Source organism: Rahnella laticis, assembly GCF_015644585.1.
Lineage (GTDB): Bacteria > Pseudomonadota > Gammaproteobacteria > Enterobacterales > Enterobacteriaceae > Rahnella > Rahnella laticis.
This window is the reverse complement of the sequence record NZ_JADOBI010000006.1, coordinates 63783-88441: the sequence shown is the minus strand read 5'-3', so window position 1 is coordinate 88441 and position 24659 is coordinate 63783. Positions and strand designations below refer to the sequence as shown.

The following is a 24659-nucleotide window of genomic DNA, read 5'->3' as shown; positions in this document are numbered from 1 at the left end:
CAAGCCAGCAACATGGATACGTTCTTTTATTTACCTGACAATATGGAGATTGGACGAAAATGCGACTACAAGCATGGCAGGTAGGTCTGGATATTCAAGCCGGTTTTGCCCGTGCGATTGCCGTTCAGCGGCGGCGGCATGGCTGGCAATTACGTCACTGGTGGCAACATCCCTTGCCCGATTTCACATTGCGGGAGGGGATATTACATGAGACCGCGCCGCTGATCGCCATTTTATCGTGCTGGCGAAAAACTCTGCCGGCGTTGATTTCGTTGCGAATAAGTCTTCCGGCACAACGGATTATGCAACAGCGGCTGGCCGTGCCGGACAGCCGTTTACGCGAACCCGCCCGCAGTGCATTTATCTTTGCCAGTGCCGCAAAGCAGTTCCCGCTGAGCATGGAACACCTGGTGATGGATTACCGCGCAGACCCTCATGGCGATAATCAGATCGTGGTGACGGCGGCCCGGCAGCAGGAAATTGAACAGTGGATGGCCTGCATGGCTCAGGCGCGTCTGTTTCCCGATACCATTGAGCTCGCACCCTGTGCGCTGCACGTTGCCGCGCATGCCGCCGGGCTTCCGGGCGATGCGTTGCTCGTCCATCCGATGGACGACGCTTTTCTGTGGGCTTCTCCGCACAGCCTGCCTTTTCAGTTTGGCCTGTTTTCTCACGGAGAAATTGAAACTGAATCCTCCCTGTTAGAAAAAGTACGTGCTCAATATCGCGCAGCCTCATTGTGCAGCCGTGAGGTGTTTTTCAGTGGTGAATCACCGCAACTACTGGTGCAGAACTGGTCGCCACTGAGTGCCATCGGTCAGCTCTCTGCGCCGCTTCCGGCCAACCCGGGTGCATTTGCTCCCGCCGTCGGGCTGGCGCTCAGGCAGGCAGATTACTGATGCTGCAAGTTAACTTCATGCCGTGGCGCAAATTGCGCCGTCAGCGTCTTTTGCGCTACTGGCTCAGGTTTTTCGTTTGCGTACCCGTCTGTGTGATGTGCGGCGTTTTTGGCCTGTCGCTTTTTATCCTTCAGGAGCGAACCCTGTTGCAGATGCATATATCTGCACTGACTTCCTGCGCGCAAAAACTGTCGGTTCAGCAACGCCGCGTGACCTCGGCGCTGGCTGAGCACAAAGTCATCGCCGAAAAACGTGCCGCGAGCCAGCAGCGCAGACAGGCCAGCCTGAACGATTTGCAACTTCTGGTGCTCCTGTCGGCGCAGATCCCGGCGGAAGTCTGGCTAAGCGAGCTGACTGAACATCAGGGGCAACTGACGTTAAAAGGAGAGGGGCGTTTTTATCACGACATTCTGGCCTTCAGCGAAGCGCTGACCTCCAGCCCGTTGCTGAGGGATGTTCATCTGTCGAACGTTGAGCAACAACCTGATCATGCGCTGAGTTTTGTGCTGACAACCCGTTTTCAGCCGCAGAATGCTGCGCCGGTTGATGGGGCGTTGCCATGATGACGACATTCTCCGCGCGCCTTGAACCGCTGATGGAAAAACCGGGCTGGCAACGTCTTGCGGCACTGGCAGGATGCGCACTGGTGCCCGTTCTGATATGTTATCAGTTTTTGCTCCGGGGCTTATGGCTGGAGCAAACAGAATTAAAGCAGCAAACCGAAGCGCAGCAACTGACGGTTTCGCGGGCGCAGATGGCATTATTACGCACTCCGGCGCTGGACAGTCTTGAGCCTTCGCTAAAGGAAAATACGCCGGAGCAAAAGCAAAGTTTGCCGCTAGAGCAGCAATTTTCGCAGCCGCTAAAAGATGCGCAGGCCACGCTGATCCGCTGGCAGCCTGCGGCAGAAATGTCAGCAGCGCCACAGGGAGAATTGCAGCTCAAATTATCCTTCAGCAGCCTGATAAATTTTCTGTCAGCACTCCAGCAGCAGCCGGAACAGCCCGCATTCAGTGAACTGATTTTGCAATCTGCCGGAAGTGAAATGACGGCGTCCGTTTTACTGACACAAACGACGGGTCTGGAATCTCTTCCTGAAAATGCAATCACTGCGGTAACACAGCGTGATCCGTTCGCGGCGGCCGTTTCATCGTCCTGCACAACAGCCGTTCAACCGCTTTTGTGGCGGTTCAGCGGTATCTCTTATGCCGGTGAGCAGCTTTCCGGCTGGCTGCTTTCGCCGGAGGGGCGATGGACCCGTATTGAAACGGGTACACAGCTCGGCACGCCTGCGTGGACCATCCACAATCTGGACAGCTCACACGCTGAGCTCAGCATGGCGGATCCTCGCTGTGGCGAGCAGCGGCAGACTCTTTGGCTTGGCAAAAACACGAATTCTCCAGGGAAAGGAAATTAATGAAAAACATCCGTTATCTCTTCGCAGCCTTAATACTCTGCTTCAGTGGGGTGAAAGCGGCAACGCTGCCACCGGTTTCACTCGAATTCCAGGCCTCCCCGGTTGCGATGGTATTGGAGGCACTTGCGGAAACGCGGGAGTTAAATCTGGTGATAGCGCCGGGTGTCGACAGCCAGATCAGCGTGAAGCTGAAAAATGTCCCCTGGCAGCAGGCGCTGGATATCATTTTGCAAATGAGCCATCTCACCAGCCAGCTGCAGGGGAACGTTTTGCTGGTGTCACCGGTTATCGACCCGCTATTGCAACAGCAGCAGCGTCAGGACGCCGCGGAGCAAATGGCGCAGCAAAGCCCCGTTCTCAGCCTGACGGTGCCGCTGAAATATGCCGATGCAAAAGAAGTTTCGCTCAGCCTGAACGCGCAAAAAGGCTCGCTGCTTTCGGCCAAAGGCAGCGCCACCGCCGATCCCCGCACCAACACACTTTTATTACGTGATACCCGCGAAGCGCTGGATGTTGCAGAGCCTTGGGTCAGGGAGATGGATTTGCCGCTTCAGCAGGTACAGCTGGCTGCGCATATTGTCACGATGAACAGCGAGAGCCTGCGTGAATTAGGCATTCGCTGGGGATTCAACGGTGAGGAAGCCATCACCAAAGCGGTACGCGTCAATAATTTCAGCATGGGGCTGCCGGTGGAGAACCCGATGTTTGCCGCAGGTTTTAATCTGGCGCACATCAGCGGCCGGATTCTGGATCTGGAACTCACGGCGCTTGAGCAGGAAGATAAGGTGGATATCATCGCCAGCCCGCGCCTGCTGACCGCGCACATGCAAACCGCGAGCATCAAGCAGGGCACCGAAATTCCGTATCAGGTTTCAAGCGGCGCCAGCGGCAGTACTTCGGTTGAATTTAAAGAGGCGGTGCTCGGCATGGAAGTGACACCGAAAATTCTGCGCGACGGGCGTATCGAGCTGGCGCTGCAAATCAGCCAAAATATGCCGGGGCGAAGCATCAAACAGGCCGAAGGTGAAGCGCTGGCTATAGATAAGCAGGAAATTAAAACGCAGGTGACAGTGAGAGACGGGGAAACCCTCGTGCTTGGCGGGATTTTTCAGCGCAAAAACCAAAAAACAGACACAAAAGTGCCGGTGCTGGGTGACATTCCCGTCGTCGGTTCCTTGTTCAAACACCAGTACACGAATGAACAGCGCCGCGAGTTGGTGATTTTCATCACTCCGACCTTAATCCGCACCCAATAAACGGGTATTCTGACTTAACTGAAATTGCACAATAACGTTGAGCGCATGCAACTTTTTGTGTCGTGAGAGACTTCTGAGTTTGACGCTGCGGTCGATTTAGCTTACAAGGGTTACCGAATTGAGCACCGTGATCTTTTTATTACGACAGACACGCCGATAAAAACGTACGGTTTCCCTCCTGCGGCGTGCAAAGTGATTTATTCGGTTGCCAAACTACCAAGAGTGTTGAGATAATTTTTTTCTGATCTCGCACTATATCGCTCATGAGGTTTCAGTTTAGGTCCCGCCGCTAATTTGATTGGCGGGGCGGGTTATCATCAACGAATTGTCTTAGTAATACCGAAAAACATGGCAGAGAAACGCAATATCTTTCTGGTTGGGCCTATGGGTGCCGGCAAAAGCACTATTGGTCGACAGTTAGCTCAGCAACTCAATATGGAGTTTTTCGACTCCGATCACGAAATTGAGCGACGTACCGGAGCTGATGTGGGCTGGGTATTTGATTTAGAAGGCGAAGACGGATTCCGCGACCGCGAAGAAAAAGTGATCAACGAACTGACAGAAAAACAGGGCATTGTTCTGGCAACTGGTGGGGGTTCCGTTAAATCACGTGAAACCCGTAACCGTTTGTCAGCGCGTGGCGTTGTCGTCTATCTTGAAACTACCATCGAAAAACAACTGGCGCGTACACAACGCGACAAAAAACGTCCATTATTACAAGTGAGTGCTCCGCCACGTGAAGTGCTTGAAGCACTGGCGAAGGAACGCAATCCTTTGTATGAAGAGATTGCCGACGTCACTATTCGTACCGATGATCAAAGCGCCAAAGTCGTTGCTAACCAGATTATTAACATGCTGGAAAGTAACTGATTATTGGTTCCAATCATTGCCTGAGGGTGTCAGCTAAAAAGGTTACAAAGCACGACATGGAGAGGATTACCGTAACGTTAGGGGAGCGTAGCTACCCCATTACGATTGCTGCCGGATTGTTCCACGATCCGGCTTCTTTTATGCCGGTAAAGGCAGGCGATCAGGTCATGATAGTGACCAATGAAACGCTTGCTCCTCTCTATCTGGACGCTATCCGTTCAGTTCTGGAGCAGGCAGGCGTTCGTGTTGATCAGGTGATACTGCCTGATGGTGAACAATACAAATCCCTGACTGTTCTGAATGACGTGTTTTCCGCGCTGCTCGAAAAGCCGCACGGACGTGATATCACGCTTGTCGCCCTTGGTGGCGGCGTAGTCGGTGATTTAACCGGCTTCGCTGCTGCCAGTTATCAACGCGGTGTGCGCTTTATTCAGGTGCCAACCACGTTGCTGTCTCAGGTTGATTCTTCCGTCGGCGGTAAAACGGCGGTAAACCATCCACTCGGAAAAAACATGATCGGCGCGTTTTATCAACCTGCGTCGGTGGTGGTTGATCTCGACTGTCTGCGAACGCTGCCTGCCCGTGAAATGTCATCGGGTCTCGCGGAAGTTATCAAATACGGCATTATTTTGGATGCCGATTTCTTTGTCTGGCTTGAAGACAACATGGACGCATTACTGGCGCTGGATATGAACGCGCTGGCTTATTGCATCCGTCGTTGCTGCGAGCTGAAAGCTGAGGTTGTGGCTGCCGATGAACGCGAAAACGGCATGCGCGCCTTACTGAATCTGGGCCATACTTATGGCCATGCTATTGAAGCAGAAATGGGTTATGGCAACTGGCTGCACGGCGAAGCCGTCGCGGCAGGTATGGTGATGGCGTGTTATACCGCGCATCGCCTCGGGCAATTTAGCCTGGGGGATATCGCCCGGGTCAAAGCGTTGTTAACCCGCGCGGGATTACCGGTTGCAGGCCCGCAGGTCATGGAAGCGCAGTCTTATCTGCCGCACATGATGCGTGATAAGAAAGTACTGGCTGGCGAGCTGCGTCTGGTTTTACCTAAAGCAATTGGTCAGTCTGAAGTGCGCTCCGGCGTATCGCATGAAATGGTGCTGGCTTCGATTGAAGATTGCCGTTAAGACTGCGGCCATGATTTTGGCCAGATAACGACCGATTTTACCAATGCCCAGCAAAGCTTTATTTTTTAGTCAGGATAGTTGCTCCGCGTAAAACCTGTTTCGGGTTTTTAGCCGGGTTGGAGGTTTTAGATGGATGATTTAACACCGGAAGACGATCTCAAACCAGACACCAGCGATCGCCGCCCACCGCGCGCGCGCAAACCGTCTCCTTCCATTCCAAAGGTTCCTGTTAATCGTCAGTACGTGATGATCGGCATTGGTATTGTGGTGCTGGTATTGCTGATTGTCGGCATAGGTTCCGCCATGAAGTCGCCAACGACTACCCCATCCGCGCAGCAGAACAACGGGCCTAAAGACATCAATCTTGCGGGCAACGACCTTGCCGGCAACAATGCGGCCGCTCCGGCTCAGCCTTCGGCGCAAGCTCAGGCGAATACGGCGCAGGCGGCTAACGGCCAGCAACCTCAGAGCATTGGCTTACCGCCAGTTTCTTCCACACCGACTGAAGCGCAGCCTCTGCCAGATACCGGGCAGAAAGAGCGTGTCGATCTGCCAGGCGATATGGGCGATGCCTTATCTTCCCAGCAGAATCAGGTGGATGGCGTAGCGCAGGGCAGCATGACGCCCGGTGCCCAGTCACTGACCTCTTTACCGACAGCACCGGCAACGGTGAACGGTTCGGCGCGGACTCAGATGCCTGCGGCCTCTCAGCCAGCAGCAACGCATACCCGTCCGGCACAACCTGCGCGTAATTCTCAACCTGCTCATAGCGCGAAACCGGCTGAACACAAACCGTCGGCAACGGCGTCGCAGACCGCGAAGTCTCAGCCTCAGGCGACGAAATCTCCTGCGACACATCCGTCAGCAGCACCGGCTGTCTCTGCCCCTGTTGTTGCTTCCGGCAGCGCATCGGCGATTAAGTCTGCTCCGGGTTCGCACTTTACCCTGCAATTAAGCGGCGCTTCTCAGTCCAGCACGTTGAACGCGTTTGCAAGACAGCAGGGTCTGAAAAATTATCTGGTTTATCAGACAGCCCGCGACGGGAAGCCGTGGTTTGTGCTGGTCAGTGGTAATTATGCCTCTTCCGCAGAGGCTAAACGTGCCATTTCCAGCTTGCCTGCGGAAGTTCAGGCGAAAAAACCGTGGGTCAAACCTGTACATCAGGTACAGCAAGACCTGAAAAAATGAATCTGATCTCAACGCGATTTGCTGTCTAAAAACAGGATACAATCCGCGGCTGTGAATTGTATAAGTAGCTAACTGACGGCATGAAGAAGAACCGCGCGTTTTTGAAGTGGGCTGGCGGCAAATACCCGCTGATTGATGACATCAGACGTCATCTTCCAGCGGGAGATTGTTTGATAGAGCCTTTTGTTGGCGCGGGTTCGGTATTTTTGAATACCGAGTATGACGCTTATATTCTGGCGGACATCAACAGCGACCTGATCAATCTCTATAACATCGTGAAAATGCGTACCGAAGAATTCGTACGCGACGCCCGTGTGCTTTTCACGCCTGAGTTTAATGAATCAGATCGTTTTTACGCACTGAGGGCTGAGTTTAATGCCAGCAGCGATCCTTATCGTCGTTCGGTACTTTTCCTCTATCTCAACCGCCATTGTTACAACGGCCTCTGTCGTTATAACCTCAGTGGTGCGTTTAATGTCCCGTTCGGACGCTATAAAAAGCCGTATTTCCCTGAAGAAGAGCTCCACTGGTTTGCGGAAAAAGCCCGCAATGCGGTGTTTGTTTGCGAGCATTATCAGGACACTTTGCTGAAAGCGCAGTCGGGTTCGGTGGTGTATTGTGATCCCCCTTATGCACCGCTTTCGGCGACGGCCAATTTTACGGCGTACCACACCAACAGTTTTAGTATGGAAGATCAGCGCAATCTGGCGCGGCTGGCGTATCAGCTTTCCCATGAAAATAATGTGCCGGTGCTGATTTCTAACCATGAAACACCGCTGACGCTGGAATGGTACGCAGAAGCGAAACAGCTGCACCGCGTCTCGGCGCGCCGGACCATCAGCAGCAAAGTTGCCCAACGCAGCATGGTAAATGAACTTTTAGCGTTATATCGCTGATTGCCGGCTAGCCGGTGATTTTCGGGAACCTTATCGTTTGGAGAAGCGGATGAAACAGTTTTTGATTGCACCGTCCATTCTATCGGCTGACTTTGCCCGTCTGGGTGAAGACACGGCGAAAGCATTGGAAGCTGGCGGAGATGTCGTCCATTTTGATGTGATGGACAATCACTACGTACCGAATTTAACGATGGGGCCGATGGTCCTCAAATCATTACGCAATTACGGCATTACGGCGCCTATCGACGTGCATCTGATGGTGAAACCGGTCGATCGTTTGATCCCGGATTTCGCAGAAGCCGGGGCGTCTTACATCACTTTCCATCCTGAAGCCTCCGAGCACGTTGACCGCTCGCTGCAACTGATTAAAAGCCACGGCTGTAAAGCCGGTCTGGTTTTCAACCCTGCTACGTCCCTGAGTTACCTGGATTATGTTCTGGATAAACTTGATGTGATTTTGCTGATGTCCGTCAACCCGGGCTTTGGCGGTCAGTCATTTATTCCCGGCACGCTTGATAAACTGCGCCAGGTTCGCAAAATTATTGATGACAGCGGTTACGACATCCGCCTTGAAATCGATGGCGGCGTGAAAGCCGAGAATATCCGCGAAATCGCCGCAGCCGGTGCAGACATGTTCGTCGCCGGTTCCGCCATCTTTAACCAGCCTGATTACCGCACCGTGATTGACCATATGCGCAGTGAACTGGCTAAGGTCTCCCATGACTGAGCCTCTTGTTGCACGCGGCATTGCGTTCGATTTAGACGGCACGCTGGTTGACAGCGCGCCGGGCCTTTCCGAAGCGGTTGATCTGGCGCTGCGTGATTTTGGTTTACCGGCCGCAGGCGTTGAGCGCCTGAGCACCTGGATTGGTAACGGTGCCGACGTGATGGTTGAACGCGCGGTTCGCTGGGCAGAAGGTGATTTGTCACCGGAATTTCTGCAAAAAGTACGCGATAAGTTTGACCATTACTACGCCGATACCGCCGCTTCAGGCAGCCGTTTATACCCGCAGGTGAAAGAAACGCTGGCTGTGCTGGCGGCTCTGGATCTGCCATTAGGGCTTGTCACCAACAAACCCACGCCGTTTATCGCGCCTCTGCTTGCCTCACTGGGCATCGACAGCTATTTCTCGCTGGTGATTGGCGGCGATGACGTCGTGGTGAAAAAACCGCATCCGGCACCGGTCTATCTGATGCTGGGAAAACTCGGTCTGCGTGCCAGTGAAATGGTATTTGTTGGCGATTCCCGCAACGATATTCAGTGCGCTCAGGCGGCGGGCTGCCCTTGTGTGGGCATGACTTACGGCTATAACTACGGTGAATCTATCGCGCTGACGAAACCCGATCGCGTGCTGGATCATTTCGCCGACCTTTTGCCCACTCTGGGGCTGTCATCTTTAAAAGATCAGGAAGCATAAAATGAGTAAACCCATCGTATTTAGTGGCGCACAGCCTTCCGGTGAACTGACCATTGGCAACTACATGGGTGCGCTGCGTCAATGGGTTCATATGCAGGACGATTACGAATGCATTTATTGCATCGTCGATTTGCATGCGATCACCGTACGTCAGGATCCCGCTCAGCTGCGTAAAGCGACGCTTGATACGCTGGCGCTTTATCTGGCTGTCGGCATTGATCCGAAGAAAAGTACCATCTTCGTGCAGTCTCATGTTCCTGAGCATTCCCAGCTGAGCTGGGCGCTGAACTGTTATACCTATTTCGGCGAGCTGGGTCGCATGACGCAGTTTAAAGACAAATCAGCGCGTTACGAAACGTCCAACAGCGAAAGCATTACCGCGGGTCTGTTTGATTATCCGGTGCTGATGGCCGCCGATATTCTGCTGTACCAGACCAACCAGGTGCCGGTCGGTGAAGACCAGAAACAACATCTGGAACTGAGCCGCGATATCGCCAGCCGCTTCAATGCGCTGTACGGCGATGTGTTTACCGTGCCTGAGCCGTTTATTCCGAAATCCGGCGCGCGCGTGATGTCGTTGCAGGAACCGACCAAAAAGATGTCCAAGTCGGATGACAACCGTAAAAACGTGATCGGTTTGCTGGAAGATCCGAAAGCGGTGTCCAAAAAAATCAAAAGCGCGATGACCGACTCCGAAGAGCCGCCTGTCGTGCGTTATGACGTGAAAAACAAGCCGGGCGTGTCCAACCTGCTGGATATTCTGTCCGGCGTGACCGGCAAACCGATTCCGGAACTGGAAGCCCAGTTCGAAGGCCAGATGTATGGTCATCTGAAAGGCGCTGTCGCTGAAGCGGTTGCCGGTATGCTGACCGAAGTGCAGGAACGTTATCACCGTTTCCGTAACGACGAAGCTTACCTGCAGGAAGTGATGCGTGAAGGCGCTGAGAAAGCCCGCGCGCGCGCAAAAGTGACGCTGGCAAAAGCCTATGAAGCTATCGGTTTTGTGACCGCGCCTTAATCGCTGAGTTTGTTTGCAAATGAAAAGCCACGCCTTCCGGGACGTGGCTTTTTTGTTTTGGATTACCGGGTGAAGAACGCGTTAAGAGCCGGCGCTGAGGTTGTAGGTAAATGTCGCGTTGTAGCGCCAGTCGCGGGAGTGGCTGTCGAGCGGCACATCGCCGATGGCCCGCGCGGCTTCGACCGATAACGTGTAGTGACGGTTATCGCCAAACATCACACCAATCGCATAAGACGACAGATTCTGTTTCGGTAATCCGGCCTGATTGAATTCGGTGTGCGCACCGTCGATCACCGTGTAAGGCTGGATGGTTTTCAGCCAGATCCCCTGTTCCAGATTGTGGATGTAGCGCAGCTCCACCTGGCCGCCGACGCCGTAATCGCCTTGCGCATCGCTGTCCGGATAACCGCGCCCGTAATGCAGCGCGCCAAAATTCACCCGTTCCGGTTCCGGCAAATCATTGTCTGACCAGTCACCTTCAACTGACGTACTGAGCCGCCATTTTTTGTCGAACAGATACGCGGCATCGCCGTTGAATTTCCAGCGGGTAAACGACAGATCGGCATTTGGCGTGGAATTCGTCGCGCCCAGCCCGTCGATCCCCTGGCGGACGTTAAATTTCGTGCTCCAGTATGACTGGTCATATTCGCGATAACCCGCCAGTGTGATCTCCGCCGCCGGGTAGCGTATGCGCTGGTTCACTTCCGGCAGCCGCACGCGCTGGTTTCCCAGACTCGCCTGCAAATCGTAATCATATTTTTTATCGAGATAATCCAGCCCGCCACTGATCGTCCATTGTTTTTTCCGCGTCAGCTCCAGCGGATAACTGAACACGACGCCGCCGTTGTATTGCGTCTGGGTATTTTGCGAACCGACGTTGATCCCGTTCGGCAGTGACAAAATGGTGTTGTAGTCTTTGTCTTTCTGCTGGTAATAACTGCCTTTAAGCTGCATCAGCAGCCCGTCGTCACCGAGATATTGCTGATAGTTCAGACCGGCGTAGGTTTTCCGCGTGTCGCTTTCCAGCGGAATTAAGGTCGCAATTCCCAGCTGTTCGCCGTAAGTGCTCAGCCCGCTGAGCGTGGCGTTGACCACCGCAGAACTGTCACCTTTGCGCGTATCGACCGCAGTTTGAATGTTCCAGTTACGCGGGCGCAAAGCCTGCACATTGAGCACGGTGGCGCCGTAGATATTGTCCGGATTGTTGGCGGAGGCGGTCACTTTGGTGTCCGGCGTGCGTTCCATCAGCAGGGTGTAGCGCTCGAACGTATCCTGCGTCAGCGGTTTATCCGCCATGATGTGTTGCGACAGTTTGCTCAGCCAGCGTCCGACCTGCTGATTATCGCTGTGGATCTGCGTGCCGGAAATATACCCTTCAACCAGCCCGATTTTCACCACGCCATCTTTGAAATTATCCGCCGGAATGTACGCATAAGAGAGCACGAATCCGTCCTGATGATAACGCCGGGTAATTCCGTCCGCGGCCGCCAGTAGCTGCGACAGCGGCACTTTCTTGCCGACAAAAGGAGCGAAAGGCGCGGCCAGAGAATCCAGCGGATATTGCGTGCCGCCGACAAACTGAATGTGCTTCACCTCTATCAGCGTCTGAGGCGTCAGGCTGGGGGCAGTTTTTTGTGCGGGTAGTTCGATTTTTTGCGTTTTAGCCGGAGGCTGTGAAATCGGCTGGGCCAGTTTGGCCGGGTTATTCGGGTCAATCAACGTAGGGAACATGTCTGCCGAACTGTAACCAACGACAGAACCCAGTAACGCCACTATGCAGGATTTTATTCTCATAAACATTCCTTTGAACGCACAGGCAAATGTGGGAACCCGGAGGGAGAAGCCCGCTCCCCGGATGTCCGGACAGCGGGCTTTTTACAACAACGTACTATGGTGTTTTATTCACCTTCAGGCCCAGCCCGCCGGTGACAGTCCCCAGCGTGGTCCCGACGCCCGCAATCAGGCCGCCTGATTGTGTGAGTGAAGCGCCTGCGCCTGCTGAAATACCACCGGAATTATTGGCGGTGGTCGTCGTTGTGCTGCTGGCCGGAACCAGAAGCGTACCGGTTTTAGACACTGCCTGGCCGGTATCCGTGACGGCGGTACCCAGACCCGCCAGCGCCGGTGTGCTGGTAGAAACCTGTGTCCCGACGGAGCTGACCGCGCCGCCCACCTGATTCAGCAAGCCGTTAACAGGCGTACCTAAACCGGTCGCGCCCCCCACGGTTTGCGTGGTGGTTTGTACATTGGCGACAACCGGCGTTACGATGCCAGTCGCTGCCGTCGTGACGCCGGAAAGCGCGCCGCTCTGCACGTTTTGCGCCAGACCGTTGCCGGTAGTGGTGACCAGTGATCCGACGTTATTCACCAGACCGCCCGTCGCACCGGTTACGCCACCCAGCGGCGTTCCGGCGGTGTTAGCCGCAATGGACGTTCCAAGGCCGGATACACCGGTACCTAAATCAGCCACGGCTTTTGGCACACCTGCGACCGTGGTGCCGATAGCATTAGGATTGGTGCCAAACTGGCCGACACCGTTTTGAATACCGCTGCCCACGGACGTCACCGCATTCCCGGCGCTGTCGACAATGGTCACAACGCCTGTGCCTGCGATCGGAATATTACTGACAGGTGTCTGGCTGGCGATACTGCTGACTTGTGTCCCCAGGCCACTGACTGCGCCACCCGCACTGCTCAGGATGGTGCCGGTAGTGAGTGTGGTGGATGTCGATCCGGTTCCTGTCCCTGTTCCGGTACCCGTACCCGTTCCGGTGCCTGTCCCCGTACCCGTTCCGGTGCCGGTTCCATTGCCTGCGGTGGTGGTTCCGTCACCGGTCGTTGTGGTGCCTGTTCCGGTTCCATTTCCGGCGGTCGTGGTGCCGTCACTGCCTGTTGTTGTCCCGTCTCCGGTCGTTGCCGAGCCGGTGGTGGACGTTTTTGCCGTATGAGAAGAACCGCCGCCGCCACTGCCGCTACAGGCAGCCAGTGACAGGGCGACTAAGATTGCCAAAGCAACCTTGTTAACATGACCAACATGAATGGTATGGCGCATGATTTGACCCTCCACGGGAGATTACGCCACAGTCGGCGCACTTAAAGTCTAAGTTGAAGATTCTGAATATTCCATTTGTGTGGGGTGATTATTTTGGTTTTAAGAGGGTGATTATCAAAATTCAGGAATTTTATTCTGTTATAAGAATTCTCTTATAATTAAAGGCAGAGAAGTGAAAGTCATATCACTTCTCTGAATTGATTAAAAAAATAAATGGAGTTTTCGGGCGGGGAGGTGCGTTACTGCGGCGTTTCGCTGGCAAACCAGTTGAGTTTATGGCGCAGGCTGACCACGCTGCCGACGATGATCAGGCTCGGGCTTTGCACCTGTTTAGCCAGATTTTCGAGGTCAGTCAGGTTTCCGGTGACCACGCGCTGCTGCTGGCTGGTGCCGTTTTCGACCAGCGCGACAGGCGTTTGTGCTGCCAGACCGTTTTCCAGCAGACGCCGTTGGATCTCGCCCGCCTGCGTCAGCCCCATATAAAACACCAGCGTTTGCTGAGCCTGCGCCAGACATGCCCAGTCGAGTGCGCCGTCCTGTTTGGCGTGGCCGGTGATGAGCCGTACGCTTTGCGCATGATCGCGGTGCGTCAGCGGAATGCCGCTGTAGGCTGAACAACCTGAGGCGGCCGTGATGCCCGGCACAACAGAAAACGCGATGCCCGCGGCTTTCAATGCTTCCAGCTCCTCGCCGCCGCGACCAAAGATAAATGGATCGCCGCCTTTCAGGCGCACAACGCGTTTACCCATTTGCGCCTGTTCCAGCAGAATTTCGTTGATGCGCTCCTGGGGAACACAATGATGCCCGGCGCGCTTGCCGACGAAAATGCGCTCGGCGTCACGGCGCACCAGATTCAGCACGCCGTCGGAAACCAGCCGGTCATAAACCACCACGTCTGCCAGCTGCATCTGCTGCAAACCCTTGAGAGTCAGCAGACCGGCATCGCCCGGCCCGGCACCGACCAGAATCACTTCCCCGTGTTTATCTACCGGCTCGCTGAATAATTCTTCGAGATATTGCCCGCTTTGCGCGTCGTCATTGTTGGCCAGTGATTGCGCCAGACGATGATGATTAAACAGCTTTTCCCACCAGCGGCGGCGGTCGGACATTTCGCTGAACTGCGCTTTGACCCGCGCGCGTAATCCGCCCGCGACCTGCGCCAGTTTGCCCAGATGTTGCGGCAAAATGGATTCCAGACGTTCGCGTAATAAACGCGCCAGAACCGGCGCATTACCGCCTGAAGAGACGGCGATCATCAGCGGTGAACGGTCAATAATCGACGGCATAATCACGCTCGCGCTTTCCGGCGCGTCCACCACGTTACAGAAAACGCGGCGTTGTTCGGCGGCTTCGCTGACTTCCTGATTCACTAAATCAGAATCCGTCGCAGCAATGACCAGCCACTTTTCATCGACCAGCAGCGGCGAAAATTCGCCTTTCAGCAGGCGCACTTTGCCTTCGTCTGCCCAAATCTCAAATTGCGACGTGAAGGTGAGGGCGTTGACCGTCAGTTTCGCACCGGCATCCAGCAGCAAACGGGCTTTGCGTTCGGCAACGTCACCGGCGCCCACCAGCAGACAGGCTCTGTTTTTTAACTGACAAAAGAGGGGCAAATAATCCATGACGACGTTCCCGAAAGCAGATAACAACGCCGCCCGAAGGCGGCGTGAAAGGCGCGGAGTTTAGCAGGTTTCTGCGTGAAGGCTGGCGGTATTGATTTCCACACTGCCGCCCTGTACACGAACCTCAAAGGCCGGAATCGAATGCGTATCGTCTTCCATACACAAACCATCCGTCAGGCGAAAATGCTGTTTTTTCAGCGGGCTGGCAACCCACAATTCGCCCTGATGTTCCGCAATAATCCCGCGTGAAAGCACGCTTGATTTTGCGAAGGGATCGATATTCGACAGCGCGAAAATCTGCTCATCAGCGTAAGGACGGAACAGCGCAACCTGCTGATCGCCCGCCAGTGCACAAACGCCGCAGCCCGGCAGGATTTGCTCAACAGAACAAAGCGTTAACCACTGGCTCATAATACTTCCTCCCCGTCGGCGATCATTTTCACCAGAATACGTTCGTCCGGGCGCGCCGGACGGTGCTGTTCGCGTTCTGACACGAACTGGACGTTCGGGTCGCGCTGCGCGCTGTTGATAAAGTGCGTGAAGCGGGTCTGCGCCGCCGGATCGTTCAGTGTTTCCTGCCATTCGCAAACGGCAGATTCACGCAGACGCGCCAGTTCGGCTTCCAGCTGATCGTTCAGGCCGAGTTTGTTATCGATAATCACTTTGCGCAGATAGTCGATGCCGCCTTCGAGGTTGTCCATCCAGACAGAGGTGCGTTGCAGCTTATCGGCGGTGCGGATGTAGAACATCATGAAGCGGTCGAGATAGCGCAGCAGCGTTTCGTTATCCAGATCGGCGGCCAGCAGATCGCCGTGTCGCGGTTTCATGCCGCCGTTGCCGCAGACATACAGGTTCCAGCCGTTTTCGGTGGCGATAATCCCGACGTCTTTGCCCTGGGCTTCCGAACATTCACGGGTACAACCGGAGACGCCGAACTTCATTTTGTGTGGTGTGCGGATGCCTTTGTAGCGGTTTTCCAGACTGATGCCGAAACCGAGACTGTCGCCAACGCCGTAGCGACACCAGGTGCTGCCGACGCAGGTTTTTGCCATGCGCAGCGCTTTCGCATATGCCTGACCGGTTTCGAAACCGGCGTTAATCAGTTTCTGCCAGATAGCCGGTAAATCGTCTTTCTGCGCGCCGAACATCCCGATGCGCTGGGAGCCGGTAATTTTGGTGTAGAGGTTATATTCCGCTGCAATTTCGCCAATTGCCATCAGGCCTTGTGGCGTGATTTCGCCGCCCGGTGAACGCGGGATAACAGAATACGTGCCGTCTTTTTGCATGTTGGCGAGGAAGACGTCATTGGTGTCCTGAAGCGGTGTGTGCTGTGCTTTCAGCACGTAGTCATTCCAGCAGGAGGCGAGGAGCGAACCGACAGTTGGTTTACACACTTCACAGCCATAACCTTTGCCGTATTTATTGAGAAGATCGTCAAACGAGCGGATGCCTTCAACGCGGATCAGGTGATACAGCTCCTGACGCGAATACGCAAAGTGTTCGCACAGGTGATGGTTTACTTCGATGCCCTGTTTGCTCAGCTCAGCGTTCAGCACCTGCGTGACCAGCGGAATACAACCGCCGCAGCCGGTCCCGGCTTTGGTTGCGGATTTCAGCGCCGCGACGGTGTGGCAGCCGCCCTGAACCGCTTTGATGATGTCGCCTTTGGTGACGTCAAAACAGGAGCAGATTTGCGCGCTTTCCGGCAGGGCGTCGGTGCCGATCACTGCGCCGCCGCTACCCGCGTGGGCAGGCAGGATCAGCGCGTCCGGATTTTCCGGCAGCTCGATGCTGTTAAGCACCAGCTGCAACAGATTGCCGTAATCGCTGGTATCGCCGACCAGAACCGCGCCGAGCAACGTTTTGTTGTCTTCGCTGACGACCAGACGTTTGTATAACGCTTTGCTTTCATCCAGATAGACGTAGCTGCGAGCGCCCGGTGTGCGTGCGTGTGCGTCGCCGATACCCGCAACGTCAACGCCGAGCAGTTTCAGCTTGGCGCTCATGTCTGCGCCGGTGAAGGTATTTTCGCGGCCCAGGAGATGGTCTGCGGTGACCTGCGCCATTTTGTAGCCCGGCGCGACCAGACCGAAGGTACGCTGATTCCACGACGCACATTCGCCGATGGCGTAAACGTCCGGATCGCTGGTCTGGCACTGGTCGTTAATGACGATGCCGCCGCGCGGTGCAATCTCGAGATCACACTGGCGCGCCAGTTTGTCCTGAGGACGGATGCCGGTAGAGAACACGATGAAATCGACTTCCAGCGCGGTGCCGTCAGCGAATTCCATGGTTTTGCGGGCAGAGCTTCCGCCCTGAACGATTTGTTTGGTGTTTTTCGCGGTGTGAACCTGCACGCCCATGCTTTCGATTTTCTGGCGCAGCTGGCTGCCGCCCATCACATCAAGCTGTTCCGCCATCAGGCCGGGTGCGAATTCAACAACGTGCGTTTCCACGCCGAGGTTTTTCAGGGCACCCGCCGCTTCCAGCCCGAGCAAACCGCCGCCGACGACGGCACCGCGTTTGCTGCGACGGGCGCAGGATTCGATGGCGTGCAAATCTTCGATGGTGCGGTAAACGAAACAGTCCTGGCCGTCAGAACCGGCGATCGGCGGCACCCACGGGTAGGAACCGGTCGCGATAATCAGTTTGTCGTAGTACACCGTGCGGCCGCTGCTGGAGTGAATCACTTTTTCTTTGCGGTTCAGCGTGATGGCGCGTTCACCAATCAGCACGTTAACGTTGTGTTTTTCGTAAAATCCTTCACGAACCAGCGACAGTTCTTCGGCGGTATGGTGTGAAAAGTAAGAGGAAAGATGGACGCGGTCATAGGCCACGCGCGGCTCTTCACATAATACCGTGATATCGAACTGACCCGGCTCCGCTTTATCCAGCAAATCCTCGATAAAGCGATGGCCGACCATGCCGTTACCAATAATCGCGAGTCTGACTTTGCTCATAATTGCCTCAATTTTGATTTTATGAGGCTAAACATAACCCGCGCGTAACAGGGGGTATTGATACAAATCAAGCCGCTCCCAATATACTCCTTAGGTGGTATTTGTCTGATTTCATTGGGTTTTTGTGTAACCTTTCGATTTATAAACACTTTCAGGCTATTGTTCTTCTATTGCTTTCTAAAACCGACTTTCTATAACGATGAGGTTACGCGTGACGAAAACCCCTTTACGGACCATCAAAAACGTACGCCTGCCCGGCAGCGAAGGATTGTGGCAGATCGATATCGAAGACGGTGTGGTTCGCCAGATCATCTCCCGGCCACAAAATAATGCGCAGGGTGAACATATTCTTGATGCGGAAGGCGGGCTGGCGATCCCGCCTTTTATCGAACCGCATATTCACCTTGATACGACGCAAACCGCCGGTCAGCCCGCGTGGAACCAGTCCGGTACGCTGTTTGAAGGTATTGAACGCTGGGCAGAACGCAAGGCGCTGCTCACGCATGAAGACGTAAAACAGCGCGCGTGGCAGACACTCAGGTGGCAGATTGCCAATGGCATTCAGCATGTACGCACGCACGTTGATGTCTCCGACCCGACGCTGACCGCGCTGAAAGCCATGCTGGAAGTGAAAGCCGAAGTCGCGCCGTGGGTTACGCTGCAAATCGTGGCGTTTCCGCAGGAAGGAATAATGTCGTATCCCGACGGCGAAGCCCTGCTGGAAGAGGCGCTGAAGCTGGGTGCTGACGTTGTCGGCGCGATCCCGCATTTTGAATTTACCCGCGAATATGGCGTGGAATCGCTGCACAAAACCTTTGCGCTGGCGCAGAAATACAACAAGCTTATCGACGTGCATTGCGATGAAATCGATGACGAACAATCGCGTTTTGTGGAAACCGTGGCGGCGCTGGCGCTGCGCGAAAACATGGGCGAACGCGTTACCGCCAGCCATACCACCGCGATGCACTCATATAACGGCGCGTATACCTCGCGGCTGTTCCGTCTGCTGAAAATGTCGGGCATCAATTTTGTCGCCAATCCGCTGGTGAACATTCATCTGCAAGGGCGCTTTGATACGTACCCGAAACGTCGCGGTATTACGCGCGTGAAAGAAATGCTGGAGGCGGGGATTAACGTCTGCTTTGGTCACGATGACGTTTTTGACCCGTGGTATCCGCTGGGCACCGCCAATATGTTGCAGGTCTTGCACATGGGGCTGCATGTTTGCCAGCTGATGGGATATCAGCAAATTGACGACGGCCTGAAGCTGATTACCACGTACAGCGCGCGAACAATGAATCTGACGGATTACGCGCTGCAAAACGGCAACCCGGCGAACCTGGTGATCCTGCCCGCGCAGAATGGTTTTGATGCTGTCCGCCGTCAGACGCCGGTGCGTTATTCCATCCGTCAGGGACGGCTCATCGCGCAAACGGAACCGGCAAAAACGGTCATCCATCTTGATAAAGATTACCCGGTAGATTTCAACAGCTAACACTCAGATAAACGCGCTGTAATATTATGAAATATCTGAATAATTTAGTTTTAAGCGTAAATAAAGGTAAAGGTCTGGCGCTGAGCCTAAAGCCTCTTTAGAATCAGTGGGATCTGTTGTTTGTATTCTGGAGAAAGGAACCGTCATGTTTAAACGTACTCTAGTGGCCTTAACTGCGCTGCTATCCCTGACTGCAATGTCACCGGTTTTCGCCGCCGGTCAAACCCACGTAATGCTGACCACTTCAGCAGGGAATATCGAACTGGAACTCGACAGTGCGAAGGCACCGGTTTCTGTGAAGAATTTCGTCGATTACGCGCAGAGCGGCTATTACAACAACACCATTTTTCATCGCGTAATCCCGGGCTTCATGGTTCAGGGCGGTGGCTTTACGACTGACATGCAGCAGAAAGCCACCAAAGAACCGATTAAGAACGAAGCCGACAATGGCCTGCGTAACCTGCGCGGCACCGTTGCCATGGCGCGTACTGCCGATAAAGACAGCGCGACCAGCCAGTTCTTCATCAACGTGGCAGACAATGCTTTCCTGGATCACGGTCAGCGTGATTTTGGCTATGCCGTTTTCGGTAAAGTCATCAAAGGCATGGACGTGGTCGACAAAATGTCCTCCGTGAAAACCGATAACGTCGGGCCATACCAGAACGTTCCGACCACGCCGATTGTGATTCTGTCTGCGAAAGTCTTGCCATAACGTTCAGCTTTCCGGTTCCTTTCTGCAAATAATCTAAGCCTCCTTTCGGGAGGCTTTTTGTTGGGTGTTTCTTGACGCCCCTTGTCCTGACTAATAGGTTTTAAAGAGCGTTCCCGCGTCCCACTTTCAAGGAAAAAGAAATGAGCGAACCCCGCCTGATTGCGAAAGCCATGAATGAAGGTCAGCCGGTTCAGGATCTGGTGATCCTGCCTGCGCTGGCGAACCGGCATGGATTAATAACCGGCGCGACCGGCACAGGGAAAACGGTCACGCTGCAACGCATGGCTGAACAGTTTTCGCGTATCGGCATTCCGGTTTTTCTCGCGGATGTAAAAGGGGATTTATCGGGGATTGGCGCAGAAGGCGTGCCTTCGGAAAAACTCGCCGCGCGCCTGAAGAATATCGGCGTCACTGACTGGCAGCCGCAGGCGTGCAGCATTATCCCGTGGGATATATTCGGTGAAAAAGGCCATCCGATCCGCGCCACGATTTCCGATCTCGGGCCGTTATTGCTGGCGCGGTTGCTGGATCTGAATGACGTGCAAAGCGGCGTGTTGCAGCTGGTTTTCAAGATTGCCGATGACAACGGACTTTTGCTGCTCGACATGAAAGATTTGCGCGCGATGGTGCAGTTTACCGGCGAAAACGCCAAACAGTTCCAGACCCAGTACGGCAATATTTCAACAGCGTCCATCGGAGCGATTCAGCGCGGCCTGCTGACGCTGGAAGGTCAGGGTGCGAATCAGTTCTTCGGCGAGCCGATGCTGGATATCAACGACCTGATGCGCACCGATAAAAACGGTCACGGGATCATCAATCTGCTGGCTGCAGATAAGCTGATTAATCAGCCCAAACTCTATTCTGTTTTCCTGCTCTGGCTGCTGGCGGAGCTGTTCGAACATCTGCCGGAAGTGGGCGACCCGGAACAGCCAAAGCTGGTGTTCTTCTTTGATGAAGCCCATCTGTTGTTCAATGACGCGCCTGAAGCGTTACTGACGAAAATCGAACAGGTGGTGCGTCTTATCCGTTCTAAAGGCGTCGGAATTTACTTCGTCACGCAGAACCCGCTGGATATTCCCGACAGCGTGCTCGGGCAGCTTGGCAACCGGGTTCAGCACGCCCTGCGCGCCTTTACGCCGCGTGACCAGAAAGCGGTGAAAGCCGCGGCGCAGACTATGCGCGCGAATCCGGCGTTTGACGCGGAAACGGCGATCAGCGAGCTGGGCGTCGGCGAAGCGCTGGTGTCTTTCCTCGACGTAAAAGGGCGACCGGAAATTGTGCAGCGCGCCATGGTCATCGCCCCGGAATCAAAAATGGGCATGCTGGCGGAAGATGAGCGCAATAAAGCCATCAATCAGTCGCCGTTGTATGGCCGCTACGAAGACAGCGTGGATCGCGAATCTGCGTATGAAAAAATCACTGCACAGGGTTTCAGTACCGTGGCTGTCCCGCAACCGGGCGGCGCGGCTAAACCCGCAGCGGAAGCCGGATCCGGCGGCGGCCTGATGGGCGGTCTCAATGAAATCCTTTTCGGCAGCACCGGCCCGCGTGGCGGTAAACGCGACGGCGTGGTGCAGGTTGCCGCCAAAAGTATGGCCCGCGATTTAGGGCGACAAATTCTGCGCGGCGTTTTGGGCTCCATTATGGGAGGGCGTAAAAAATAATCTCTTCTGTTCAACACACAAAGCTGAAACGCGTCAGCTTTGTGTGTGTTTTCCCTGCCTGACTTCTCATTATTTCCTGTAACAAATCCCGTTTCATTCTTCTTTTTGCCACCCCGAGCACGTTGTGACGGGTGGTTTTACTGCAAAACCTATCAAGGTGAAGGCTGTCACGTTTTTCACCCTGCGGGATTTGTAGGCTGAATTGCTTTTGGGCTAAATCAATTCAGCAAAAAGGAGTGGATGTGAAAAAATTACTCGTAACCGGGATCGTCATGGGGCTTTTTTCGTGGCAGGCTGCCGCACAAACTATCGTGCTGACGGATGCTGAAGCCGGTACTGAACTGGGAAACTGGAAAACTGACAGCAAAAAGCTGAATATTGGCGGTGCAGATTTCAGCATCGAACAAAAAGTTTTGCACGGCGGTAAACAGGAAGGGTCGAAAGTCATTACGATCACCAGCAAAGGGCTGACCATCGCCCTGAGCCCGACGCGTGGCATGGATTTGCTGCATGTCACCGGTGATAACATCCGGCTGGGCTGGGATTCGCCGGTGCAGGAAGTGGTGAATCCGGCGTACATCAATCTGGAAAGCCGCAACGGCGTAGGCTGGCTGGAAGGTTTCAACGAAATGATGGTGCGCTGTGGCTTTGAATGGACCGGCCATCCGGTGACCGCGGACGGCATGATTTATACGCTGCATGGCCGCGCAGGCAACACGCCAGCGTCGAAAGTCGTGGTGGAGATTTCAGAAAAAGCGCCGTACGAAATCACCGTGCGCGGGCTGCTCAAAGAAGACACCTTCAAGAAAGCCAAACTGGAAACCTGGACCGAGCTGCGTTACGTGCCGGGCAGCCAGTCGTGGACCATTCACGATGAACTCACCAACCAGTCGGATTATCCGCACGACTACCAGATTATTTATCACAGCAACTTTGGTCAGCCGATCCTTGAGCAGGGCGCGCGCTTTATTGCACCGCTGAAATCCATTTCACCGTTCAACGATTACGCCAAAAAAGGCCTGACCGACTGGCAGACTTACGCGGGGCCAACCAAAGGCTTCGATGAAATGGTCTTCAACATGGTGCCGCTGGCGGATGCGCAGGGTAAAACCATCGCGGGCGTCGTCAACAAAGCCGGTGATAAAGGCGCATCGATTGAGTTCGATACCCATCAGCTTCCGCTGCTGACGCTGTGGAAAAACACCGACACGCTGAAACAGGGATATGTCACCGGTATTGAACCGGGCACCAACTATGCGTATCCGGTGACGATTGAGCGTAAACAGGGCCGCGTGAAACAACTGCAACCCGGCCAGAGCACCGTGTTTGAGCTGAAATACTCGCTGCTGCCAGACGCTCAGGCGGTTAAGCAGCTCGAAGACCGGGTGAAAACGTTGCAGGGTGAGCATAAAACTGACGTCATCAGCCAGCCGATCGCTGTTGAATAATCCGAGTTTGGGGCACTCAGCCGGGTGCCCATTTTTCTCTGTCTATACTTACCTTCACAAGGTATGCGCCCGAATGGCCATATCCGGGGAGGAAATATGGCGAAAAAAATGACCCTCAGACAGCAGGAAAAACTCTTTCGCGAACGTCAGCGGGAGAACTTTCAGGCCAGCAGTCTGCTGGACGGTTTGCAGGTTGAAGCCGTCACGCTGGATAACGAACAAATTTCGCAGCGCTTGTCCGAGCTGAGGAGGCACTATGAACGATAAACTCGTGGCGGGCGCCGATCCTTACTACTATCCCGGCATTAACGTTCTGAAAAACAGCCTCGAAATCCGCGAGGAACATCGCCTGTTACAGGCCGAACTGGCTTTCACCGCACTGCGCGCCGCCGCTATGCCGCTCGGCCCGGCCACCATGGGCTTACCGCATCTGTGCGCTATCCATCTTTCCCTGTTCCAGGACATCTATCCGTGGGCGGGCAAGTTCCGCGAAATCGATATTTATAAAGACGACACGCAGTTTTGCCATTTCGGATACATCGAAAATGAAGGCAATGCGCTGATGCAGGAGCTCGAAGAAGAGGAGTTTCTGGTCGGATTGCCGCCCGATAATCTGGCAGAACGGCTGGCGCACTATTACACCGGCCTGAACCTTCTGCATCCGTTCCGGGAAGGTAACGGCCGCGCGCTGAGAATATTCATCGAGCAGCTGGTTATCCACGCCGGTTATGACATTGAGTGGGCCAACGTCGGGCGCGAGCGCTGGCTGGCCGCCAACAAAACGGCGGTGTTTGGCGATGAAACTGAACTGGTGGCAATTTTTAATCAGGTGATCAGTGAAATCGATGACGCACATTGACCGGCGCACTTTGACCAACAAAAAGGCTGAAGCCCGCACGTAAAAATGCGTAGAATCGCCCGGTAAATTTTCGACTTTACCGGGACTGACCATGCTGCTGCTGATCGACAACTACGACTCCTTTACCTACAACCTCTACCAGTATTTTTGCGAGCTGGGGGCAGAGGTCAGTGTGGTGCGTAACGATCAGCTGACGATTGCGGATATCGAACAGCTTTCCCCGTCACATCTGGTGATTTCGCCCGGCCCGTGTACGCCGGATCAGGCGGGGATTTCCCTGCAAGCCATCACCCATTTTGCCGGTAAACTGCCGGTTCTCGGCGTCTGCCTCGGGCATCAGGCAATGGCGCAGGCGTTTGGTGCAAAGATTGTCCGCGCCCGCCAGGCCATTCACGGCAAAACCTCTCCCATCCGCCATACCGGCAGCAGCGTTTTTAGCGGGCTGAATAATCCGCTGACGGTGACGCGCTACCATTCGCTGGTGATTGCGCCCGAAACGCTGCCCGATTGCTTTGATGTCACCGCGTGGACTGAGCGCGAAGGCCAGCGCGACGAAATCATGGGCATCATGCACAAAACGCTGCCGCTGCACGGTGTTCAGTTCCATCCGGAAAGCATTCTCAGTGAGCAGGGGCATCAGCTTCTGGATAATTTCCTTAAAATCTAAACACTTAATTGCACGGTAAAAATTACTTACGCGACGGGGGCGATTTCCGTTTGCCTGCGTGTGATTTTTTATGCATATT

General features: G+C 54.6%; 23 protein-coding genes. 18 read left to right on the top strand and 5 right to left on the bottom strand.

The features are described from left to right. Positions 1-59: 59 nt before the first annotated feature. From pilM to trpS, 11 genes are all read left to right on the top strand, one after another. Positions 60-899: a pilus assembly protein PilM gene (gene pilM, locus IV433_RS14660; protein ID WP_195814752.1), complete on the top strand. Its 840-nt coding sequence runs from the start codon at positions 60-62 to the stop codon at positions 897-899. Then, positions 899-1462: a PilN domain-containing protein gene (locus IV433_RS14655; RefSeq protein WP_195814751.1), complete on the top strand. Its 564-nt coding sequence runs from the start codon at positions 899-901 to the stop codon at positions 1460-1462. The genes pilM and IV433_RS14655 overlap by 1 nt, the downstream gene beginning before the upstream one ends. Then, positions 1459-2316, top strand: coding sequence for a DUF2531 family protein (locus tag IV433_RS14650; protein WP_229893405.1), 858 nt, complete (start codon positions 1459-1461; stop codon positions 2314-2316). Before IV433_RS14655 ends, IV433_RS14650 begins: the two co-directional genes overlap by 4 nt. Then, complete coding sequence (hofQ, locus tag IV433_RS14645; RefSeq protein ID WP_195814750.1) at positions 2316-3572, top strand: DNA uptake porin HofQ; 1257 nt, start codon at positions 2316-2318, stop codon at positions 3570-3572. The genes IV433_RS14650 and hofQ overlap by 1 nt, the downstream gene beginning before the upstream one ends. Before the next feature lie 348 nt (positions 3573-3920). Then, a complete protein-coding gene (aroK, locus tag IV433_RS14640) occupies positions 3921-4442 on the top strand; it encodes a shikimate kinase AroK (RefSeq protein ID WP_104923635.1) in 522 nt (173 codons plus the stop codon). Between the two features lie 56 nt (positions 4443-4498). Beyond that, on the top strand, positions 4499-5581 hold the full coding sequence (aroB, locus tag IV433_RS14635) for a 3-dehydroquinate synthase (protein ID WP_195814749.1): 1083 nt from the start codon (positions 4499-4501) through the stop codon (positions 5579-5581). A 129-nt stretch (positions 5582-5710) separates the two neighbouring features. Then, positions 5711-6769 (top strand): SPOR domain-containing protein, encoded by a 1059-nt coding sequence (locus tag IV433_RS14630; RefSeq protein WP_195814748.1) that lies wholly within the window; start codon positions 5711-5713, stop codon positions 6767-6769. A gap of 80 nt (positions 6770-6849) precedes the next feature. Then, the gene (gene dam, locus IV433_RS14625) at positions 6850-7665 is read left to right on the top strand and encodes an adenine-specific DNA-methyltransferase (protein ID WP_152327512.1); all 816 of its coding nucleotides are present in this window, start codon (positions 6850-6852) and stop codon (positions 7663-7665) included. Positions 7666-7714: 49 nt separating this feature from the next. Further along, complete coding sequence (rpe, locus tag IV433_RS14620) at positions 7715-8392, top strand: ribulose-phosphate 3-epimerase (RefSeq protein WP_152327511.1); 678 nt, start codon at positions 7715-7717, stop codon at positions 8390-8392. Then, complete coding sequence (locus IV433_RS14615; protein ID WP_195814747.1) at positions 8385-9083, top strand: phosphoglycolate phosphatase; 699 nt, start codon at positions 8385-8387, stop codon at positions 9081-9083. The genes rpe and IV433_RS14615 overlap by 8 nt, the downstream gene beginning before the upstream one ends. 1 nt (position 9084) lies before the next feature. Beyond that, positions 9085-10101 carry a tryptophan--tRNA ligase gene (gene trpS / locus IV433_RS14610; protein WP_152327509.1) on the top strand — a complete coding sequence of 339 codons (1017 nt, stop codon included), beginning with the start codon at positions 9085-9087 and terminating at the stop codon, positions 10099-10101. Positions 10102-10182: 81 nt separating this feature from the next. Here the strand turns inward: trpS and IV433_RS14605 are convergent, their stop codons facing one another. The 5 genes from IV433_RS14605 to nirB all read right to left on the bottom strand — a co-directional run bounded on the left by IV433_RS14605 (position 10183) and on the right by nirB (position 17735). Beyond that, positions 10183-11901, bottom strand: a complete 1719-nt coding sequence (locus tag IV433_RS14605) for a ShlB/FhaC/HecB family hemolysin secretion/activation protein (RefSeq protein ID WP_370530264.1) — start codon at positions 11899-11901, stop codon at positions 10183-10185. 88 nt (positions 11902-11989) lie between these two features. Beyond that, positions 11990-13153 (bottom strand): collagen-like triple helix repeat-containing protein, encoded by a 1164-nt coding sequence (locus IV433_RS14600; protein WP_195814745.1) that lies wholly within the window; start codon positions 13151-13153, stop codon positions 11990-11992. Positions 13154-13392: 239 nt separating this feature from the next. Further along, positions 13393-14775 (bottom strand): siroheme synthase CysG, encoded by a 1383-nt coding sequence (cysG, locus tag IV433_RS14595; protein WP_195814744.1) that lies wholly within the window; start codon positions 14773-14775, stop codon positions 13393-13395. A 60-nt stretch (positions 14776-14835) separates the two neighbouring features. Further along, positions 14836-15186: a nitrite reductase small subunit NirD gene (gene nirD / locus IV433_RS14590; protein WP_195814743.1), complete on the bottom strand. Its 351-nt coding sequence runs from the start codon at positions 15184-15186 to the stop codon at positions 14836-14838. After that, entirely contained in the window at positions 15183-17735 is a 2553-nt protein-coding gene (gene nirB, locus IV433_RS14585; RefSeq protein ID WP_195814742.1) for a nitrite reductase large subunit NirB, read from the bottom strand. The genes nirD and nirB overlap by 4 nt, the downstream gene beginning before the upstream one ends. Positions 17736-17946: 211 nt before the next feature. Between nirB and IV433_RS14580 the strand changes: the two genes are divergently transcribed. The 7 genes from IV433_RS14580 (at position 17947) to IV433_RS14550 (ending at position 24580) form a co-directional block, all read left to right on the top strand. Continuing rightward, complete coding sequence (locus tag IV433_RS14580) at positions 17947-19230, top strand: cytosine deaminase (protein WP_195814741.1); 1284 nt, start codon at positions 17947-17949, stop codon at positions 19228-19230. 145 nt (positions 19231-19375) lie between these two features. Continuing rightward, positions 19376-19942, top strand: coding sequence for a peptidylprolyl isomerase A (gene ppiA / locus IV433_RS14575; protein WP_152327502.1), 567 nt, complete (start codon positions 19376-19378; stop codon positions 19940-19942). 140 nt (positions 19943-20082) lie between these two features. Then, positions 20083-21606, top strand: coding sequence for a helicase HerA-like domain-containing protein (locus IV433_RS14570; protein ID WP_195814740.1), 1524 nt, complete (start codon positions 20083-20085; stop codon positions 21604-21606). A gap of 242 nt (positions 21607-21848) precedes the next feature. Then, positions 21849-23054 (top strand): aldose 1-epimerase family protein, encoded by a 1206-nt coding sequence (locus IV433_RS14565; RefSeq protein ID WP_195814739.1) that lies wholly within the window; start codon positions 21849-21851, stop codon positions 23052-23054. Positions 23055-23150: 96 nt separating this feature from the next. Next, a complete protein-coding gene (locus IV433_RS14560) occupies positions 23151-23321 on the top strand; it encodes a YhfG family protein (RefSeq protein ID WP_152327499.1) in 171 nt (56 codons plus the stop codon). Then, complete coding sequence (locus tag IV433_RS14555; protein WP_195814738.1) at positions 23311-23913, top strand: putative adenosine monophosphate-protein transferase Fic; 603 nt, start codon at positions 23311-23313, stop codon at positions 23911-23913. The genes IV433_RS14560 and IV433_RS14555 overlap by 11 nt, the downstream gene beginning before the upstream one ends. Before the next feature lie 91 nt (positions 23914-24004). Further along, complete coding sequence (locus IV433_RS14550; RefSeq protein ID WP_195814737.1) at positions 24005-24580, top strand: aminodeoxychorismate synthase component II; 576 nt, start codon at positions 24005-24007, stop codon at positions 24578-24580. Positions 24581-24659 lie beyond the last annotated feature (79 nt).

What these genes read in the sequence shown, in the direction of transcription:
- IV433_RS14605 (WP_370530264.1), bottom strand. Translation starts at nt 11,901, where the DNA reads ATGTTTATGAGAATAAAATCCTGCATAGTGGCGTTACTGGGTTCTGTC.
- nirB (WP_195814742.1), bottom strand. Translation starts at nt 17,735, where the DNA reads ATGAGCAAAGTCAGACTCGCGATTATTGGTAACGGCATGGTCGGCCAT.
- IV433_RS14650 (WP_229893405.1), top strand. Translation starts at nt 1,459, where the DNA reads ATGATGACGACATTCTCCGCGCGCCTTGAACCGCTGATGGAAAAACCG.
- pilM (WP_195814752.1), top strand. Translation starts at nt 60, where the DNA reads ATGCGACTACAAGCATGGCAGGTAGGTCTGGATATTCAAGCCGGTTTT.
- trpS (WP_152327509.1), top strand. Translation starts at nt 9,085, where the DNA reads ATGAGTAAACCCATCGTATTTAGTGGCGCACAGCCTTCCGGTGAACTG.
- IV433_RS14630 (WP_195814748.1), top strand. Translation starts at nt 5,711, where the DNA reads ATGGATGATTTAACACCGGAAGACGATCTCAAACCAGACACCAGCGAT.
- nirD (WP_195814743.1), bottom strand. Translation starts at nt 15,186, where the DNA reads ATGAGCCAGTGGTTAACGCTTTGTTCTGTTGAGCAAATCCTGCCGGGC.
- hofQ (WP_195814750.1), top strand. Translation starts at nt 2,316, where the DNA reads ATGAAAAACATCCGTTATCTCTTCGCAGCCTTAATACTCTGCTTCAGT.
- rpe (WP_152327511.1), top strand. Translation starts at nt 7,715, where the DNA reads ATGAAACAGTTTTTGATTGCACCGTCCATTCTATCGGCTGACTTTGCC.
- ppiA (WP_152327502.1), top strand. Translation starts at nt 19,376, where the DNA reads ATGTTTAAACGTACTCTAGTGGCCTTAACTGCGCTGCTATCCCTGACT.
- cysG (WP_195814744.1), bottom strand. Translation starts at nt 14,775, where the DNA reads ATGGATTATTTGCCCCTCTTTTGTCAGTTAAAAAACAGAGCCTGTCTG.
- aroK (WP_104923635.1), top strand. Translation starts at nt 3,921, where the DNA reads ATGGCAGAGAAACGCAATATCTTTCTGGTTGGGCCTATGGGTGCCGGC.
- IV433_RS14655 (WP_195814751.1), top strand. Translation starts at nt 899, where the DNA reads ATGCTGCAAGTTAACTTCATGCCGTGGCGCAAATTGCGCCGTCAGCGT.
- aroB (WP_195814749.1), top strand. Translation starts at nt 4,499, where the DNA reads ATGGAGAGGATTACCGTAACGTTAGGGGAGCGTAGCTACCCCATTACG.
- IV433_RS14555 (WP_195814738.1), top strand. Translation starts at nt 23,311, where the DNA reads ATGAACGATAAACTCGTGGCGGGCGCCGATCCTTACTACTATCCCGGC.
- IV433_RS14550 (WP_195814737.1), top strand. Translation starts at nt 24,005, where the DNA reads ATGCTGCTGCTGATCGACAACTACGACTCCTTTACCTACAACCTCTAC.
- IV433_RS14600 (WP_195814745.1), bottom strand. Translation starts at nt 13,153, where the DNA reads ATGCGCCATACCATTCATGTTGGTCATGTTAACAAGGTTGCTTTGGCA.
- IV433_RS14570 (WP_195814740.1), top strand. Translation starts at nt 20,083, where the DNA reads ATGAGCGAACCCCGCCTGATTGCGAAAGCCATGAATGAAGGTCAGCCG.
- IV433_RS14560 (WP_152327499.1), top strand. Translation starts at nt 23,151, where the DNA reads ATGGCGAAAAAAATGACCCTCAGACAGCAGGAAAAACTCTTTCGCGAA.
- dam (WP_152327512.1), top strand. Translation starts at nt 6,850, where the DNA reads ATGAAGAAGAACCGCGCGTTTTTGAAGTGGGCTGGCGGCAAATACCCG.
- IV433_RS14615 (WP_195814747.1), top strand. Translation starts at nt 8,385, where the DNA reads ATGACTGAGCCTCTTGTTGCACGCGGCATTGCGTTCGATTTAGACGGC.